The following is a 16,204-nucleotide window of genomic DNA, read 5'->3' as shown; positions in this document are numbered from 1 at the left end:
CGCCTCCCGTACGTACGGTACGTACCGGGCCGAAGGATCAGGCGTCGCGCGCGCCGCCCCGCATGCCGTCGCGGTCCGCCCGCTCCCGGTCGGCCCGGTCCTGGTCGCGGCCCATGTCGCGGCCCATGTCCCGGTCCGTGCCCCGCCGGTCGCGGTCACCACCCATGTCGCGCCCCATGTCGCGGTCGCCGCCACGACCCGCGTCACGACCCGCGTCACGGCTCATGTCGCGGTCCATGTCCCGGTCCCTGCGTCCGTCCGTGCCGCGACCGTCCGTGCCACGGCCGTCCGCGCCGCGGCCCTGACCCTTGGCCTTCGCCCTGTCCTTCTCCTGGTCGCTCATCCGCGACCGCGCCTGGTCCTGGAGCTCCTGCGCCTTGTCCCTGAACTGGTCCGAAATACCCATGAAAAGCCACTCCTGAAAGTCTGTGGGGCCCTACGGGGGGGGTGGATCCCGACCAGACTGACACGGCCCGACATTCCGCGCATTTCGATCAGTTACGCAGCGTACGGGCCTCCTCGTCGGCCGCCCCGCCCGCCCCCACCAGCCCCGTGCGCACCCCCTCGAGCCGGGGCCCGAAGCGGCGCATCTCGCGCCGCCCCACCGTGGCGATCAGCCCCGGCAGATACCCCCGAACGGCCTGCGCCCCCCGCAGCCACGCCTGTCCGTACACCTGCGCGGACCGCCGCTCGATCCCGGCGACGAGCCGGTCCACGGCCGGGCCGAGCGGGTACGTACGGTTGGCCGGCCACGGCAGCCGCCCCCGCAGCTCCCGCATCACGTCGTCCTCGTCCGCGCCCCGCACCATGTCGGTGTCCGTCCAGGACAGGTACCCGACGCCGACCCGCACCCCCCGGTACCCGACCTCGGCGCGCAGGCTGTGCGCGAAGGCCTCGACCCCCGCCTTGGACGCGCAGTACGCGGTCATCATCGGCGCCGGCGTGAGCGCGGCCAGCGACGCGATCTGGAGGAAGTAGCCCCGGCTCTCCAGCAGCGCCGGCAGGAACGCCCGCGCCGTCACCGCGCCCCCGATCAGGTTCACCTCCACCACTCGCCGCCACGCGTCCGGGTCGGAGCCCACGAACGGCCCCCCGGACGCCACCCCCGCGTTCGCGACGACGAGGTCCACCGTCCCGAAGCGCTCCTTCACCTCCCCGGCCACCCGCGCCATCGCGGCGTGGTCGGTGACGTCCGCGTACCAGTGGGCGGCGTCCCCGTGCAGCCGCCCCGCCACCCGCTTCAGCCCGTCCTCCTCCAGCCCCACCAGCGCGACCCGCGCGCCACGCGCCGAGAGCTTGCGGGCAAGGTGCTCCCCCACCCCGCGCGCGGCGCCGGTGACAACGGCGACCTGCCCTTCGAGACGGTTCGATCCGGTACGGCCGTCAGATCCGGTACGGCTGTCAGATCCGGTACGACTCTTCGATCCGATACGGCTCATGCCACGTCCTCTCATGCCACGTCCTCCGTCGCAGTGGGGTCGGCGGTACGTTCGTCGGCCGCGGCGCGCGGTGCGGGCAAGGTCTCCGCCCCCAGATACGCGGCGGCCAGCCCCCGGATCGCCCCCGTCACCGCCTCCGGCGCCTCCACCGGCGTCATGTGCCCCACCCCCGGCAGCACGGTCAGCCCGGTGCAGTCGGGCAGGGCGGCGGCCAGCGCCCGCGCGTGTACGGGCGGGGTCATCCGGTCGGCCGACCCGACCAGGACAGCCGTCGGCACCCTCAACTCCCCTACGTGCGCGTCGAGATCGAGCGCGTCGAGCACGTGCGACCACGCGACCCGCGCCCTCCGCCCGCACGCGTGCACGATCCGCGCACACCGCGCGACCCGGTCCGGCGCGGTCGCGGGCCCCATCGTCGCGTAGCGCAGGAGCCGCCGGGAGAGCGGTGTGACCGGACCCAGCGGAGCCGGCGACCCCAACACCAGCCGGGTGAGCCGCTTCCGCACCCGCCCGGCACGCAACGGCAGCACCAGCGACTCCGCGACCAGCCCCGAACTCCCCGTGCTGCACAGCAACACGGCCGCCGCGCGCTCCCGGAAGACCGGCCGCCGGGCGGCGGCCATGATCGCCATGCCGCCCATGGAGTGCCCGGCGAGCACGGCCCGCTCGCCCGGCGCGAGGGTCGCGGCGAGGACCGCCTCCAGGTCGTCGGCGAGAGCGTCGGCGGTGCAGGCGCCGGGGCCGGGGAACGCGGTCCGCCCGTGTCCCCGCTGGTCGTAGACGATCACCCGGTGATCGAGGGCCAGTTCGGCGATCTGCGCCGACCAGAAACGGGTCGAGCAGGTCCACCCGTGAGCAAGCACGACTGCGGGCCGACCCTCGGAGCCGTACATCTCCACATGGATCCGCGACCCGTCGACGGAGACGGCGGTCAGCGCACGGCGGGTGGGCGTGGGCAACGGGCTCATCGGACGGTCTCCTTCGTGGCGGCCCGCCGGGGCGCAGGGCCGTCGTCGTTGTCGCCGCCACCGTCACCGGCGCGGATCACGTCGTACTCGGCCAGGTCGACGGCCCGGGTCTCGCGGCGGAACTCGCGTGTGGTGCCCGGCCAGATGGTGGTGTTACGGCCGTGGGCGTCCAGGTACCAGCTGGTGCAGCCGCCGGTGTTCCAGACGGTCCGGGTCATCCGCTCCTGCACCCGCCGGTTCCAGGCGCCGACGGCGGAGACGCGGGCGTCCAGGGCGACCGGCGCCCCACCGGGGCCGCGCAACCACCCCAACTGCCCCAGGTAGTCGGCCAGATATTCCAACTGGGCCTCGATCATCAGGATCATCGAGGAGTTCCCGAGCCCCGTGTTCGGCCCGGTGATCATCATCCAGTTGGGGAACCCGGCCGCCGTCGTCCCGCGCAGCCCCTCCATGCCGTCCTTCCACGCCTCGGCCAGCGTGACCCCGCCCGTCCCCACCACCCGTTCGGCGATCGGGACGTCCGTCACGTGGAAGCCGGTCCCGAAGACGATCACGTCCGCCTCCGTCTCCGTCCCGTCCGCCGCGACCAGCGTCGAGCCGCGCACCTCCGCGAGACCCGAGGCGACGACGTCCACGTTGGGCCGCGTCAGCGCCGGGTAGTACGTGCTGGAGAGCAGGATGCGCTTGCAGCCGATGCGGTACGAAGGGGTCAACGCGGCCCGCAGCGCGGGGTCCTTGACGGCCCTGGCCAAGTTGGCCTTGGCCAGCAGCTCCACCACCCCCAGCAGATCCGGCCGCTTCGTGAAGGCCGAGACCTGCAACTCCCGTACCCCCCAGAGGAATTGACGCCGGACGGTACCGCTGGCCGGCAGGGCGCGGTGCATCAGCCGTTCGATCCGCGTGATGGCCCTGTCGGAACGGGGCATGACCCAGGGCGGTGTCCGCTGGAAGACCGTCAACCGGCCGACCTCCGGCTGGATCGCGGGCACGATCTGCACGGCGGAGGCCCCGGTGCCGATCACGGCGACGCGCTTGCCCCGCAGCTCACGGCTGTGGTCCCAGCGGGCGGAGTGGAAAACCTCCCCGGGGAACGTCTCCAGCCCCGGCACGTCAGGCACCCGGGGATCGGACAACGCGCCTCCGGCGGACACCACCACATCGGCGGTGAAGTCCCCTTGAGTGGTGGCGACTTCCCAGCGCAGCGCCACCTCGTCCCACCGGACCCTCGTCACCTCGTGCCGGAAGCGCAGATGCGGCCGGATCCCGAAGGTGTCGGCGACCCGCTCCAGATAGGCCCGGATGTACGGCTGCCCGGAGAAGGTGCGCGGCCAGTCGGGTTCGGGCGCGAAGGAGAACGAGTAGAGGTGGGAGGGCACATCGCACGCGCACCCCGGATAGGTGTTGTCCCGCCAGGTCCCGCCGACCGATCCGGCCCGCTCCAGGACCACGAAGTCGGTGATCCCCTCCCGCCGCAACCGCACGGCGGCCCCGAGGCCGCCGAACCCCGACCCGATGACCGCAACGCGTACGTGCCGCACGTGCCGACCGACCACCACAACGCCTCCCGCGACCGCACCCGAACGAACCGAACCAAACCGAACCGCGCCAGTAATCACTGGCACGGTTAAGCAGCGTAGGGGCAGCCCCCTACCCATGGGTAGGGTCCGGACGACAGAAGTTACCGACGGTACGACATAAAGTGACGCCCATGGAGTACCGCATGGACGACCTGGCCCGCGAGGCGGGCATCACGGTGCGCACCGTGCGCTTCTACCGCGAGCGCGGCCTGCTCAGCCCGCCGCGCCGCGAGGGCAGGATCGCCTGGTACGACGACCAGCACCTGGCCCGACTCCGCACGATCGCCGCCCTGTTGGAGCGCGGCCACACCCTCAACGGCATCGCGGACCTGGCGGCGACGTTCGAGGCGGCCCAGGCCCCCGGCGGCTTCGCCTCGGCGCTCGGCCTGGACGAACCCCCCACCGAGGAAACCCCGGTCCGCCTCTCCCCCGAGGAACTGGCCGACCACTTCGCGGGCGAGGTCACCCCGGAGAACCTCGCCGCGGCCCTGGACCTCGGCTACCTCGCCGTCGACGGCAACGACATCGTCCACATCAGCCGCCGCCTCCTGGACGCCTCCGCGGCCCTGGTCCGCGAGGGCGTCCCCCTGGCGGCGGTCCTGGCGGCGGCGGTGGAGGTCCGCGCCCACGCGACGGCCCTGGCGGACCTGTTCACCACCACCCTCAAGACCCACACCCCCCACACGCCCCCCACCACCCTCCGCCCCCTGGCCCACAGCGTGGTGGAAGCAGAACTCTCCATGGCCCTGGACCGCACCCTCCGCCAACCACCCCAACCACCGCAGCCACCCACCTGAGCCCTCACACCCCAACCTTGCGGTGCTCGTCCCACGAGGCCGCGGCGGCCGCCAGCCGCAGCGTCCACGGGTCGGGGTCACCGCCACTGATCTCGTCCCACAGCGTGCGGTTGGCGGCGGCGAAGGCGGTGACCCCCTCCGCGGGAGCGCTGTGCCAGGCGGGGATTGCGTCCGCCTGGCGCTCGGCGGAGACCGGATCATGCCCGGAAGCAATGAGCCAGACGACCCAGTAGCCGGCGTCGAGCCAGGCGGCTCCCCGGGTGGCCCACGCCCAGTCGACAAGACACCCACGATCGCCCTGGGGGGCACGGTCGTCGACGAGCACGTTGGTGTGGTTGAGATCGGTGTGCAGGAGGTAGTTCCCGGCGAAGAAGCGGAGGTCGTCGGAGGTGGTGACGTAACGCTCCAAGCGTTGCTCGGCACGCCGCAGTTCGACGCCGGGGCACGGGATTTCACCGAGCCGCCGCAGGAGGGCCGCGACTTCGGCCAGGTCGGCGGAGCGAGGGCCGTAATCCGCGTGACGGCCGTCCAACGCCTGGAATCCCAAGAGGTCCCATCCGCCGGTCTCGACGCGCCAGCACAGGCCGGGACCGACCGCACCGAGGTACGGAGCGACCGAGGCTTCCCGGCGCTGGGTCGAGGCCCGGGGATGATCGGTACGGAGCCCCTTGACGTGCCAGGCTCCGGCGGCGGAGGTGATCCGTACAGCGATCTCGCTGTTGAACCCCTCGCTGGCCTCCGCGACCGTGAGCAGCGGCCCGGTGTGCCGTTCCACGGCGGCACGGACGGCGGCGGGCAGCCGGTCGAAACCGATGCGGGTGGTCGCCATGTGACCTCACTCTTCGACAGGGGCAGTACGGCGGGGGCTTCCTCACGGAAGAACGCCCGGAAACCCCCGCGGTTCTGCACGGCAGTGCGACTACCGGTAGGGGTTGTCGTCGTTGCAGCCTGGTACGGCCCCCTCGGTCAATACTTCCAGGTCGTCAAGGAGGACGACCCCTTCGGGCTCGTCCAGGACCGGTGGCCGGGTGATGATCTCCACAGTGAGAGCGGTCTTCATGCTTCCTCGTTTCCGTGTCGGCAGTAGGTGTTCAGTGGTGCCTTCGCCTCCTGGTACGCCTTGGCGAGCGGTCGGCAGACCCGGCAGGTGCCGGAGAGCTGACAGCCACCGCAACCACCGGTGCGAAGCATCTGGGCATCGGCGATGCCGGGCAGCCGGAGAAGGCCGTCCAGGCCTTCGGCCATGAGATCGACGGGGTTCTCGCGACCGACCTTGCACATGGTCGCCAGGCCGTGCGGGTCGACGTGGAAGAAGGTGTGGCCTGCGGGGCAGCCTTGGAAGACGCCGGTCTTGTCCAGGAAGCCGGGGGCCTGCGCGGCCAGCGGCTCGGGTGTGCCCGAGTACGTGGGGGAGATCGTCCCGTACTCCGTGCGCGCGGCCCCGTATCGGTCGGCGACGGCCCGCATGGCGTCCACCTCGTGCGCGTTGTGCCTGGTGAAGATCAGCGCCAGTTCCAACGGGAGCCCTGCCTCCCGCGCGGCGGCGAGACCCCTTTCGACGAGCTTGAACGCCCCTTTCCTGCGGGTGAGGGAGTCGAAACTGTCCGGCGTCGCACCGTAGAGGGAAACGGTCACCTTGTACGGCGGCAGCTCCCGCAGCAACGCGATGACTTCGGGCCGATGGAGCCGGGACCCGTTGGTCAGGATCTCGATCAGCATGCCGGATCGGTGGGCGAACGTGTACGCGTCCATGAAATCGCGGTCGATCAACGGCTCACCTCCGGTGAACTGCAACCACAGCACCCCGGCATCCCGCAGCAGACGCAAGAGCCGCGCCTTGCCGACCCAGGGAAGTCCCTCGAACCTCCGCTCAGCGAGGTAGCAATGTTCGCAGTTGAAGTTGCACCCCTTGTTGATCTCGTACGTGGCACGTCCGTAGCCGAGCCCGGTCTCGGGGCGCACCAGAACGGTGTCACGCATGGTCAGACCTGCCAGGTCCAGATCCCAGGCCGTTCGGGCGCCTTCCAGGAGCCAGGGCGGCAAAGGGGCGCCGCTTTCGGCGATCGAGGCGACCTGCTCGTACAAAGCCCGGGGGATCCGCATCCCGGCCCGGGCGCCGGGACGGGCCACGAGGAACGCGCCGTTGTGCGGGCTCGCGATCAGCTGGTGCATGGGGCCTCCTCCACAGGGCCGTGCCGGACACTCCGCCGGTAACGACCGGACTCCTCGGCGGATACCGCCTGTTCGGACAACATCCAGGAAAGCGCGAAGAATTGGGGATAACCACGGCATCGATGCGGCAGTCTTGACGCACATCCGTGCATATCCACGCCGGACGCCGAAGGGGCCGAAGGCGCGGGAAGGAGTCGTCATGGGACTGGCGGAACGGCGCAGAACCCTGGGCTACAGTCAGGAAAAATTAGCCGAGTTACTCGGCGTGGACCGCACAACGGTCGGGCGCTGGGAAAGCGGCGGGGCAGCCCCTCAGCCGTCCCAGCGACGAGGCTTGGCCCTCGCCCTCGAAGTAGGTTTCCAAGAGCTGGACATGCTCCTGACATCGCCACGAGCCACAGGTCGGAAGACCGCCGGACACCACTCCAGTGACACGACGAGCGCGGGAGACCCCGACGAGATGATCCGCCGAGAATTCCTCCGCATACTGACTGTCAGTGGGGCTCTGACCCTCTTGCCGGTCGAGGAGGCCGAGGGCCTTGCAGAGGGCGTCCGCAGAGGGACGCCCGCCGACTTCGCACGCATGAACAGGCATCTCTGGCAGATCTACCAACTGGCCCGATCCAAAGGGTCCGTCTACCCCGTCGTCAGGGACCAGCTGACAACTCTCCACGACGCCTTGGCCGACCACACGTCCCGCCCCCTGCTGGGCGCGGCTGCCGACCTCTTTCAGCTGGCCGGCGAGGTGGCGTTCGACGCGAACCGGTATTCCGACGCCGTCGCTTCGTACTCCCTCGCGGCGTCGGTCAGCAAGGACGCGGAAACATACGACCTGTGGGCCTGCGCACTCGTCCGGTACGCCTACGTCGACATGTCCGAGCAACGCCACCGCCAAGCAACACAGATTCTCGCCGCGGCCGAGAGACTGGCCGCCCGCGGTGACAACAGCCTCGCGACCCGGCAGTGGGTCGCCTCCGTCCAAGCCGAGGCTTACGCGGGCCTCGGAGATCTGGGTGCCTGTGAACGCGCCATGGACCGGGCGGAGACCGTCCGCGACCTCACGGCGGACGGTACCAACGGCGGGTGGCTCCGGTTCGACGGGGCGCGCCTGGCAGAGGAACGGGGATCTCGCTACGTACAGCTCGGCCGTCTCGACCTGGCGGAGAGCGCCTTGAAGGACGCCTTGGAGCAGACGGCCCTGGCAAATGGACAGTCGTACCGACGACGCGGAGCTGTGCTCACCGACCTGGCGGCCGTCGGGGTGAAGCGGCGGGACGCCGAACAGGTCGTGACGTACGGCAGGGAAGCCGCCGGCCTGGCCCGTGCGTCCGCTTCCGGGTATGTCGCCCGTAGACTCCGAGCCCTGTGCGACGATTTTGGTCCCTTGAGCCGCGACCACCGCGTGGCCGAGCTGGAGGCGGAGATCGCCGCTCTGAGCACACCGTGACGGGAAGGGCGGGCATGTCGCAGACCGAGGGTGCACGAGTGTTCCGGGAGGCCTGGATCGCGGGAGTCCACCTGCACTTCCCAGGGACCCCGAAGGCTGGTTACGTCACGCCGTGGGACGACACTCCCGAGTGGGAGCGCGAGGCGGCGGGTTCCGTCCACGAACAGGTCCGGCACTTCATCGAGATCAGCGGCGGCGGCACGGCGCGACTGACACGCGAGCAGAAGAGCCGCTTCGTCGCGACGTGCTGGACCGCCCAGATGTTCAAGCACTTCGAGGATCCGAAGGCCGCCTATGTGGCCGACTGGCCCGACCTGCCGTCCTGGCAGCGGGAGACCGACGCGGACATCTTCGAGGCCATCGAGAAGTCGCTGAGCTGACCACACCGGAAGCGGGCGGCCCTGCGCCGCGACCCGGCGCGGCCCGCGCCCGCCCAAGGCCCCGCCCTAGCGGTCGAAGACCGCCGTTACCGGGGCGTGGTCGCTCCAGCGGTCGGCGTGGGTGGCCGCGCGCTCCACGTACGCCTTCACCGTGCGCTCGGCCAGACCGGGGGTCGCCGCGTGGAGGTCGATGCGCCAGCCCGTGTCGTTGTCGAAGGCGCGGCCGCGGTACGACCACCAGGAGTACGGGCCCTCCTGGCCCGGGTGCTGGGCCCGTACGACGTCCACGTAGCCGACCTCGTCGAAGACCCGGGTCAGCCACGCGCGTTCCTCGGGGAGGAAGCCGGAGGACTTGGCGTTGGCCTTCCAGTTCCTGAGGTCCGCCGGGGTGTGGGCGATGTTCCAGTCGCCGCACACCAGCACCTCGCGCCCGTCCGCCGCCGCCCGCTTCCGCAGCTGCTCCAGGTGGACGAGGAACTCGTCCATGAACCGGTACTTCTCGTCCTGCCGTACGGTCCCCACCTCGCCCGAGGGCAGGTAGAGGCTGGCCACCGTCACCCCGGGCAGATCGACCTCCACGTACCGCCCGCTCGCGTCGAACTCCGCGCTTCCGAAGCCGATCCGGGTACGTTCCGGCTCCCGCCGCGTGTACAGCGACACCCCCGCCCGCCCCTTCGCGAGGGCCGGCGCGTGCACGGTGTGCCAGCCCGCCGGCTCCCGCACCCCGGCGGGCAGCTGCTCCGGCTCGGCCCGTACCTCCTGGAGGCACACCACATCGGCGGAGGTCCCGGCGAGCCACTCCACGAACCCCTTCTTGGCGGCGGCGCGGAGGCCATTCACGTTCACGCTTGTCACGGTCAGCACCCCGGCACAGTACCGAACCGGCCCCTGCCACCCCCCGGCCCGGAGCCCCCGGACCGGATGTGTCCATGTCACCAAACGTTCACCGGCCAACTTCGCACGCCACGCCCCCAACCCCGCGCTTTTCGGCTTAGGTCGAGATCGACAACGAACTCGGCGCCCGCACCCCGGGCCCGGACACCGTGGAGGAACCATGGCAACACCCCTGCGAGGCCGACGACTTGGTGCCGCCGTCGCCACAGCGGCCCTCATCGCGCTGGCCGGCGCGACCGACGCCCGGGCGGCGAGCACACCGGCCCCGGCAACCGCCGCCGCGACCACCGCGTCGGCCGCCGCCGCCGTCGACTACGCCACCTGGCAGGCCGACGTACGCGCGGTGACGGACGAGGCGCGCCCGTACCTCGAACAGCGCATCGCCGACGGCACCGGCGAACGGCAGGCGATCGTCCTCGACATCGACAACACCTCGCTGGAGACCTACTTCTCCCCCTTCCCGCCCTCCCCCGCCGTCGCCCCCACCCTCGACCTGGCCCGCTACGCCGACGCCCACGGCGTGGCGGTCTTCTTCATCACCGCCCGCCCGGACTTCATCGGCTGGGTCACCAAGCCGAACCTGACGTCCGTCGGCTACCCCGTCACCGGTCTGTACGAGCGCAGCATCGGCGACCTGTTCGGCGACGCGGGCACGTACAAGGCGGCGAAGAGAGCCGACATCGAGAGGCGCGGCTACACGATCATCGCCAACATAGGCAACAACACGTCCGACTTCGTGGGCGGCCACGCGGAGAAGACGTTCAAGCTCCCCGACTACGACGGCGCGCTCTCCTGACCCGTACCTCCCCCACACACGGCACCACAGGCCCCGGGCCGCGCCCAGCGGCGGCCCGGGGCCTCTTCTGTCGGACGACGTGCGCGGGAGGCGTGCCCGCGCGGTGGTCGGACGCCGGCGCGCCGCGGTCGCCCGTCGGGGACGGCGTAGGGTCCGGGGCACTGGAGCCGAACGGACGGGAAGCCTCATGGCAACCAAGTGGACCTTGACCATCGACTGCGCGCACCCCGCAGAAATGGCCCGGTTCTGGGCGCTCGCACTGGGGTACGGGGAGAAGCCGCCGCCCACGGGATTCGCGACCTGGGAGGAGTGGTTCGCGCACCACGACGTACCGGAGGAGGAGTGGGACGACGGGGCCTATCTGGCCGACCCGGACGGGGTGGGGCCCAGCATCTCGTTCCTGCGGGTGCCGGAGGCGAAGGTCGCGAAGAACCGGCTCCACCTGGACGTCCAGGTCGGCGGCGGCCGCGAGACCCCGTGGGAGGTCCGCTGGCCCCGGGTGGCGGCGGCGGTGGAGCGGCTGACGGCCGCCGGCGCGACGGTGATCCACGAGGACGAACTCCAGGGCCGGCCCGATCACGTGGTGATGGCCGACCCCGAGGGGAACGAGTTCTGCCTGCTGTGAGCCGGGGCGACAGCGTACGAACCCGGGACAGTGCGAAGGCCCGGCCCGGCGTCAGGACGCCGGGCCGGGCCTTCGGGGCAACTAGTTGTTGCCGACGCCGTTCCCGGACAGGATCGGGATGTCGCTGAGGATGTGCGACAGCGGCTCGTCGCCCTTCGCCTGCGTCGAGTTCTCGGTGCACTGCTGGTTCTGCGGCGAGGACAGGACGTTGATGTCCTGGACCGCGATCGGGACGAGGCCGATGAGCGAACCGGCGTTGACCTTGGCGGGCAGGCCGATGCAGGGCTTGTTCAGCGAACCCTGGACGAGGCTGAGCTGCGGGCTCATGTCCCCGTGAGTCGCCGAGTTGCCGAAGGCCTGCTCGGCACCGTTGCCACTGAAGGACGTCGTGCCCGTGTCGTTCCCGACGGCCAGGGCCGGCGACGCGACGGCGGCCGAGGCCCCGACGAGCGATGCCGCTACAGCAGCGGTTGCCCACAGCTTGTTCATGTAAATGCCTTTCCGGAAAGTCGGACTCCACCGGTGGAGTCCGATTACTCAACTCACCACGGGGCGGATAGTTTCGGGCATTCCCCCGAACGGCCCAACGACTTTTCTGTTTAGCCGCAGCTCGGAGCAGCACGAAAGGGCCGGACCGCCGCGGGGTTCAGCGGTGGTCCGGCCCTCGGCCGATCGCTCGGCCGGCGGGTCAGCTGTTGCCCGCGCCGTTCCCGGACAGGATCGGGATGTCGTTGAGCAGGTGCGACAGCGGCTCGTCGCCCTTCGCCTGCGTCGAGTTCTCGACACACTGCTGGTTCTGCGGCGAGGACAGGATGTTGACGTCCTGGACCGCGATCGGGACGGCGCCGACGAGGGAGCCGAGGTTCAGCTTGGCGGGCAGGCCGATGCAGGGCTTGTTGAGCGAGCCCTGGATGAGCGCCATCTGCGGGCTCATGTTCCCGTACGTCGCGGAGTTGCCGTACTGCTGGCTGGCGAAGTTGCCACTGGCGGACGTGGTGCCGTGGTCGTTGCCGACGGCGAGCGCCTGCGGGGCGGCCGTGGCGGAGATGCCCACGACGGAGGCGGCGACAGCGGCGCCGGCCAGAACCTTCTTGATCACGATGAGTCCCCTTCTGACGGATGCCCCAAAGTCTCCGGGGCGTACTGAGCAACTTCGCATCGTCGGTTTAGTTCTTTCACTTCACTCCAATGGCCTATTACCGGCGTTCAACAAGCCGATCGAGTGAAGCACCGCAACCAAACACCTGGGAGGCGGTTGTGCAGGTCGCTCGACACGCTCGACCTGCTTGACCCGTTCGGCCCGCTCGACCCGTTCGGCCCGCTCCACCTGAATTTCTTTGAGAAAAGGACACTCTCGTGATCAAGAAGATTATGGCCGGCGCCGCCGTCGCCGCCTCCGTAGTCGGCGTCTCCGCCGCGGCGGCGCCCACCGCGCTCGCCGTCGGCAACGACCACGGCACGACCTCCGCGAGCGGCAACGGTGCCGCCTCGGCGTTCGGGAACAACTCGACCAAGGGCAACATGAGCCCGCAGGGTCAGCTGGTCCAGAGCTCGCTGAACAAGCTCTGTGTCGGCCTGCCGGTCAAGGTCAACGCCGGTGCGCTCGTCGGCGTTCTCGTGCCGGTCGCCGTCCAGGACGTCAACGTCCTGGCCTCGCCGCAGAACCAGCAGTGCGCCGACAACTCCACCCAGGCGAAGGGCGACGAGCCGCTGTCGCACATCGTGGACGACATCCCGGTCCTCTCGGGCAACGGCGTCGGCAACAGCTGATCCGCCGTACGCGCCATCGCCGGGACCCTGGTCCCGGCCGACGGGCCGGCCGGGGCACCGACGCCCCGGCCGGCCCGTTTCGCCCTCCGCGCCGTACGCGATTCCGGTGCGGAAACGAAACCTCCGGACGCGGCAGTCGGGTGAACCCGAGAAAGCCGAAAACGGGCCAGTTTCCTCGAATCGGCCGGGCTCGTTGGAGTTCCAGCAGCGGACGTATGAGCCGGCTTTACGAGGCTCGCGTGCCACGACAGTCGTGCGGACGTCTTCTCCGCTGCGGAAAGGGCTCAAAGATGAAGTGCAAGAAGGCCGCAACCATCGTCGCGGGGCTGTTCCTGGCCGTCGGTGCCGCCGCCCCCGCCGTCGCCGACGCGGGCGCCGAGGGTGTCGCCGTCGGTTCCCCCGGTGTCCTGTCCGGCAACGTCATTCAGGTGCCCGTCCACATCCCCGTCAACCTGTGCGGCAACAGCATCGACATCGTCGCCCTGCTGAACCCGGCCTTCGGCAACGTCTGCGCCAACGCCTGACGTTGTACGGACGCCCCCTCGGGGGCTGCTTTTCCGGCCGGTCCCCGAGCGCGTGCGACACGCGCTCGGGGACCGGCCTCCGTTGGGACCTGTTCCACCCGCGACAACTGCTTGCCGAATCCGCCAGCAGGAGGAGAACCAGATGCGAGACCTCATCAGCAAAGGACTGCTCACCGCCGCCGCGGCGTCGAGCGTCCTGTCCATGACGGGCGGCTACGCCGTAGCGGCCGAGGCCGACGGAGGGGCCGTCGGATCACCCGGCGTCCTCTCGGGCAACACCATCCAGGTGCCGGTGGAGGTCCCGGTCAACATCTGCGGCAACACCGTGGACCCGGTGGGCGTGCTCAACCCGGCCTTCGGCAACACCTGCGGGAACACGTCCGGTTCCGCGCACTCCTCCGCCCACGAGACGTACCGGCAGTACGCTCCGCAGGCCCCGGCGGCGTACCGGCAGGCCCCGGCCCCGGCGCCCGCGCACGCGGCCCCCGCGCCCCGCCCGCAGGCCCACGAGAACCACCCGACGGCGGCCCACGCCCCGGCCCACGCGGCCCCGAAGCCCGCCCACGCCGCGCCCGCGCCCGCCCACGCCCGCCCCGCCCCGCCCGCGCCCGCCCACGCGGCCCCTCACGCCCCCGCCCCCGTACGGGAGCACAAGCCCGCCCCGCGCCCCCAGCCCGGGCCCGCCGTCCACGAGGCCCCCGTCTCCCCCCGCCCCCACCACCAGGCGGCCAGTTCCACCCACGCCCAGGGCGCCGCGGTCGGATCCCCCGGTGTGGCGGCGGGCAACCTCCTCCAGGCCCCCGTCGAGCTGGCCCTGAACGCCTGCGGCAACACCGCCGACATCGTCGGCCTCCTCAACCCGGCCTTCGGCAACGGCTGCGGCAACGGCACCGTGGCGCCCCCGCCCCCCGTCCGCCACGTGCCCCCCGTCCAGCCGCCCGTCGAGCCGCCCGTCGACGACCGCTCCGTGGTCCCGAACACGCCCGTCGCGCCCCCGCACACCCCGAACAGGCCGGTCGCGCACCACGCCGCCCCGCCGGTGGTCCCCGCGCAGTACCGCCCGGCCACCCCGCCCCGCGCCGAGGCCCCGCAGCTCGCCGAGACCGGCAGCGACCACCTCCTGGCCGCCGCCGCGATGAGCGCCGGCCTGCTGCTCGGCGGCGGGATCCTCTACCGCCGCAGCACCGCCAAGGTCCGCGTCCGAGGCCAGTACTGACGGCCCGCAGGGCCACTCGTCCGTCGCCGGACGGCGTCTCCCCGAACCCGTCCGGCGACCGGTGACCCCGTACGATCCACGACCGCGCGCGACCAGCTGACGCGCCGTCCGCTCCCTCCTCCAGCAGGAACGTTCCGCCCCGACCGCGCCCTGCCGTCCCTGCCATTTCCGCGCTCTTTTTCCGCCGTCTTCTGCATTTCGGTAACCCATGCGGGGGATCAAATGCACGAACGGGCTACTGGAAAGCCAACCCGGGCTCCCCATCGGCTTATCAGAAATACTTTTGAACCAGAAGCTGAGCAACGGAAGCTGAGGCTCGATCACGAGGAGCGGACATGTCCCGACGTCGACGGCTGGCGAGCACCTGTCTGGGTGCGGTCACGGCTGGCCTTCTGGCCACAGGCGCGGTGATTCCGTCGCCGACCGCCACGACGGGACCGGTGGACCCGCCGGACCCGAAACCGCCGCAGGCCCCGGCGCCCGCGTTCGGCGCCTATCTCGACTACGGGCCCCAAGGGGTACGGCGCATCGCCGAGATGCAGAAATGGCTCGGCGGTACGGAACTGCGCGTCGGGCACACCTACCTCCCCGGCGACGTCTGGTCCAACATCGAGGGCAGCCCCGGCTTTCTGGAGGACTGGGCGGAGTGGCGCAAGGCCGGGGCCGACCGGCTGTTCGTCCTCAACGTCCCGATGCTGGAGCGCAACGAGGACCGCGTCCCCGACGGTCTCGTACGCCGTGAGCTGCGCAAAGGCGCCCAGGGAAGCTACGACGGCCACTTCAGGGCCCTCGCGGAACGGCTCGTCGGGCTCGGCGTTCCCGACACGGTGATCGTGCTCGGCTGGGAGATGAACGGCACCACGTACACCCACCGCTGCGGGCCCGACCCCGAGTCGTGGAAGAAGTACTGGAAGAACATCGTCACCGCGATGCGCGCGGTGCCCGGCCAGAAGTTCCGCTTCGACTGGGCGCCGAACCGGGGCAGGGACGCGGTTCCGTGGACCGAGTGCTATCCCGGCGACGACGTCGTGGACATCATCGGCATGGATTCGTACGACCAGCCGCCGGGCCGGACCTTCGACGAGCAGGTGAACGAGCCGTACGGCCTGCGACAGCACATCGACTTCGCCGCCGAGCACAAAAAGGTCGTCTCCTATCCCGAATGGGGTCTCTACCGGAACGGCGACAATCCCGACTACATGCGGCGCATGCTGGAGTGGATCGACACCCACAAACCGCTCTACAACACCGTCACCGACTATTGCCCGCACGGCGTGTGGCAGTGCGACAAGAATCCCCGGTCGTCGAAGGTGTTCCGCTCCATGCTGTACGGGAGGCTGCCGGAGCCCGTACCGACCACGCCCCCCGTACCGACCCCGACCGTCCCGACCCCGACGGTCCCGACGCCCACCATCCCCGTGCCCACCGCCCCCACCCCGCCCGTCCCGCCCCTCCCGCCGGTGCCCACCACACCGGGCAGCTGCACCCCGATGAACCTCGGCAGCTGGGTCGAGTCCTGGATCGGCGGCAAGATCTGCCTCCGGGTCGACTGGTGGGAGCGCAAGAACTCCTGACAGACCGCCCCCCCAGCGGCGGGGC

19 protein-coding genes are annotated in these 16,204 nt (G+C 70.9%); 9 read left to right on the top strand and 10 right to left on the bottom strand.

Annotation, left to right across the window (positions count from 1 at the left end; translation table 11 throughout):
• Positions 1–37: 37 nt before the first annotated feature.
• The 4 genes from ACIODU_RS25170 to ACIODU_RS25155 form a co-directional block, all read right to left on the bottom strand.
• Complete coding sequence (locus ACIODU_RS25170; protein ID WP_401769994.1) at positions 38–406, bottom strand: hypothetical protein; 369 nt, start codon at positions 404–406, stop codon at positions 38–40.
• A gap of 88 nt (positions 407–494) precedes the next feature.
• The gene (locus tag ACIODU_RS25165) at positions 495–1,439 is read right to left on the bottom strand and encodes an SDR family oxidoreductase (RefSeq protein ID WP_401769993.1); all 945 of its coding nucleotides are present in this window, start codon (positions 1,437–1,439) and stop codon (positions 495–497) included.
• Positions 1,440–1,450: 11 nt separating this feature from the next.
• A complete protein-coding gene (locus ACIODU_RS25160; protein WP_401769992.1) occupies positions 1,451–2,407 on the bottom strand; it encodes an alpha/beta fold hydrolase in 957 nt (318 codons plus the stop codon).
• Complete coding sequence (locus ACIODU_RS25155) at positions 2,404–3,960, bottom strand: flavin-containing monooxygenase (protein WP_401769991.1); 1,557 nt, start codon at positions 3,958–3,960, stop codon at positions 2,404–2,406. Before ACIODU_RS25155 ends, ACIODU_RS25160 begins: the two co-directional genes overlap by 4 nt.
• A 167-nt stretch (positions 3,961–4,127) precedes the next feature.
• Here ACIODU_RS25155 and ACIODU_RS25150 point away from each other — a divergent pair, with 167 nt between their 5' ends.
• A complete protein-coding gene (locus ACIODU_RS25150; protein ID WP_356426954.1) occupies positions 4,128–4,781 on the top strand; it encodes a MerR family transcriptional regulator in 654 nt (217 codons plus the stop codon).
• Between the two features lie 4 nt (positions 4,782–4,785).
• Here the strand turns inward: ACIODU_RS25150 and ACIODU_RS25145 are convergent, their stop codons facing one another.
• The 3 genes from ACIODU_RS25145 to ACIODU_RS25135 form a co-directional block, all read right to left on the bottom strand.
• Positions 4,786–5,610: an aminoglycoside phosphotransferase gene (locus tag ACIODU_RS25145; RefSeq protein WP_401769990.1), complete on the bottom strand. Its 825-nt coding sequence runs from the start codon at positions 5,608–5,610 to the stop codon at positions 4,786–4,788.
• A gap of 90 nt (positions 5,611–5,700) precedes the next feature.
• Positions 5,701–5,841 carry a hypothetical protein gene (locus ACIODU_RS25140; RefSeq protein WP_401769989.1) on the bottom strand — a complete coding sequence of 47 codons (141 nt, stop codon included), beginning with the start codon at positions 5,839–5,841 and terminating at the stop codon, positions 5,701–5,703.
• Positions 5,838–6,953: a radical SAM protein gene (locus ACIODU_RS25135; protein WP_401769988.1), complete on the bottom strand. Its 1,116-nt coding sequence runs from the start codon at positions 6,951–6,953 to the stop codon at positions 5,838–5,840. Before ACIODU_RS25135 ends, ACIODU_RS25140 begins: the two co-directional genes overlap by 4 nt.
• A 199-nt stretch (positions 6,954–7,152) precedes the next feature.
• On the opposite strand from ACIODU_RS25135, the gene ACIODU_RS25130 reads away from it, so the two are divergent.
• On the top strand, positions 7,153–8,400 hold the full coding sequence (locus ACIODU_RS25130) for a helix-turn-helix transcriptional regulator (protein WP_401769987.1): 1,248 nt from the start codon (positions 7,153–7,155) through the stop codon (positions 8,398–8,400).
• Between the two features lie 14 nt (positions 8,401–8,414).
• Complete coding sequence (locus tag ACIODU_RS25125) at positions 8,415–8,780, top strand: hypothetical protein (protein ID WP_401769986.1); 366 nt, start codon at positions 8,415–8,417, stop codon at positions 8,778–8,780.
• Between the two features lie 66 nt (positions 8,781–8,846).
• Here the strand turns inward: ACIODU_RS25125 and ACIODU_RS25120 are convergent, their stop codons facing one another.
• Entirely contained in the window at positions 8,847–9,644 is a 798-nt protein-coding gene (locus ACIODU_RS25120; protein WP_401769985.1) for an exodeoxyribonuclease III, read from the bottom strand.
• A 190-nt stretch (positions 9,645–9,834) separates the two neighbouring features.
• Between ACIODU_RS25120 and ACIODU_RS25115 the strand changes: the two genes are divergently transcribed.
• Positions 9,835–10,470 (top strand): HAD family acid phosphatase, encoded by a 636-nt coding sequence (locus ACIODU_RS25115; RefSeq protein ID WP_401769984.1) that lies wholly within the window; start codon positions 9,835–9,837, stop codon positions 10,468–10,470.
• Positions 10,471–10,657: 187 nt separating this feature from the next.
• A complete protein-coding gene (locus tag ACIODU_RS25110; protein WP_401769983.1) occupies positions 10,658–11,095 on the top strand; it encodes a VOC family protein in 438 nt (145 codons plus the stop codon).
• Positions 11,096–11,176: 81 nt separating this feature from the next.
• On the opposite strand, the gene ACIODU_RS25105 is transcribed toward ACIODU_RS25110, so the two are convergent.
• Together ACIODU_RS25105 and ACIODU_RS25100 are read right to left on the bottom strand one after the other, a co-directional pair.
• Positions 11,177–11,584 carry a rodlin gene (locus ACIODU_RS25105; RefSeq protein WP_356426895.1) on the bottom strand — a complete coding sequence of 136 codons (408 nt, stop codon included), beginning with the start codon at positions 11,582–11,584 and terminating at the stop codon, positions 11,177–11,179.
• Positions 11,585–11,783: 199 nt separating this feature from the next.
• On the bottom strand, positions 11,784–12,194 hold the full coding sequence (locus ACIODU_RS25100; RefSeq protein ID WP_356426892.1) for a rodlin: 411 nt from the start codon (positions 12,192–12,194) through the stop codon (positions 11,784–11,786).
• Positions 12,195–12,454: 260 nt separating this feature from the next.
• Here ACIODU_RS25100 and ACIODU_RS25095 point away from each other — a divergent pair, with 260 nt between their 5' ends.
• The 4 genes from ACIODU_RS25095 (at position 12,455) to ACIODU_RS25080 (ending at position 16,179) form a co-directional block, all read left to right on the top strand.
• Positions 12,455–12,865: a rodlin gene (locus ACIODU_RS25095; protein WP_356426952.1), complete on the top strand. Its 411-nt coding sequence runs from the start codon at positions 12,455–12,457 to the stop codon at positions 12,863–12,865.
• A 290-nt stretch (positions 12,866–13,155) separates the two neighbouring features.
• Positions 13,156–13,389 carry a chaplin gene (locus ACIODU_RS25090; RefSeq protein ID WP_356426889.1) on the top strand — a complete coding sequence of 78 codons (234 nt, stop codon included), beginning with the start codon at positions 13,156–13,158 and terminating at the stop codon, positions 13,387–13,389.
• Between the two features lie 142 nt (positions 13,390–13,531).
• Positions 13,532–14,605 carry a chaplin gene (locus ACIODU_RS25085; protein WP_401769982.1) on the top strand — a complete coding sequence of 358 codons (1,074 nt, stop codon included), beginning with the start codon at positions 13,532–13,534 and terminating at the stop codon, positions 14,603–14,605.
• A 335-nt stretch (positions 14,606–14,940) separates the two neighbouring features.
• On the top strand, positions 14,941–16,179 hold the full coding sequence (locus ACIODU_RS25080; RefSeq protein ID WP_401769981.1) for a glycoside hydrolase family 26 protein: 1,239 nt from the start codon (positions 14,941–14,943) through the stop codon (positions 16,177–16,179).
• The last annotated feature ends 25 nt before the right edge of the window (positions 16,180–16,204 follow it).

Source organism: Streptomyces sp. NPDC088261 (assembly GCF_044740805.1).
Taxonomy (GTDB): domain Bacteria; phylum Actinomycetota; class Actinomycetes; order Streptomycetales; family Streptomycetaceae; genus Streptomyces.
This window is presented reverse-complemented; position numbering and strand designations above follow the sequence as displayed.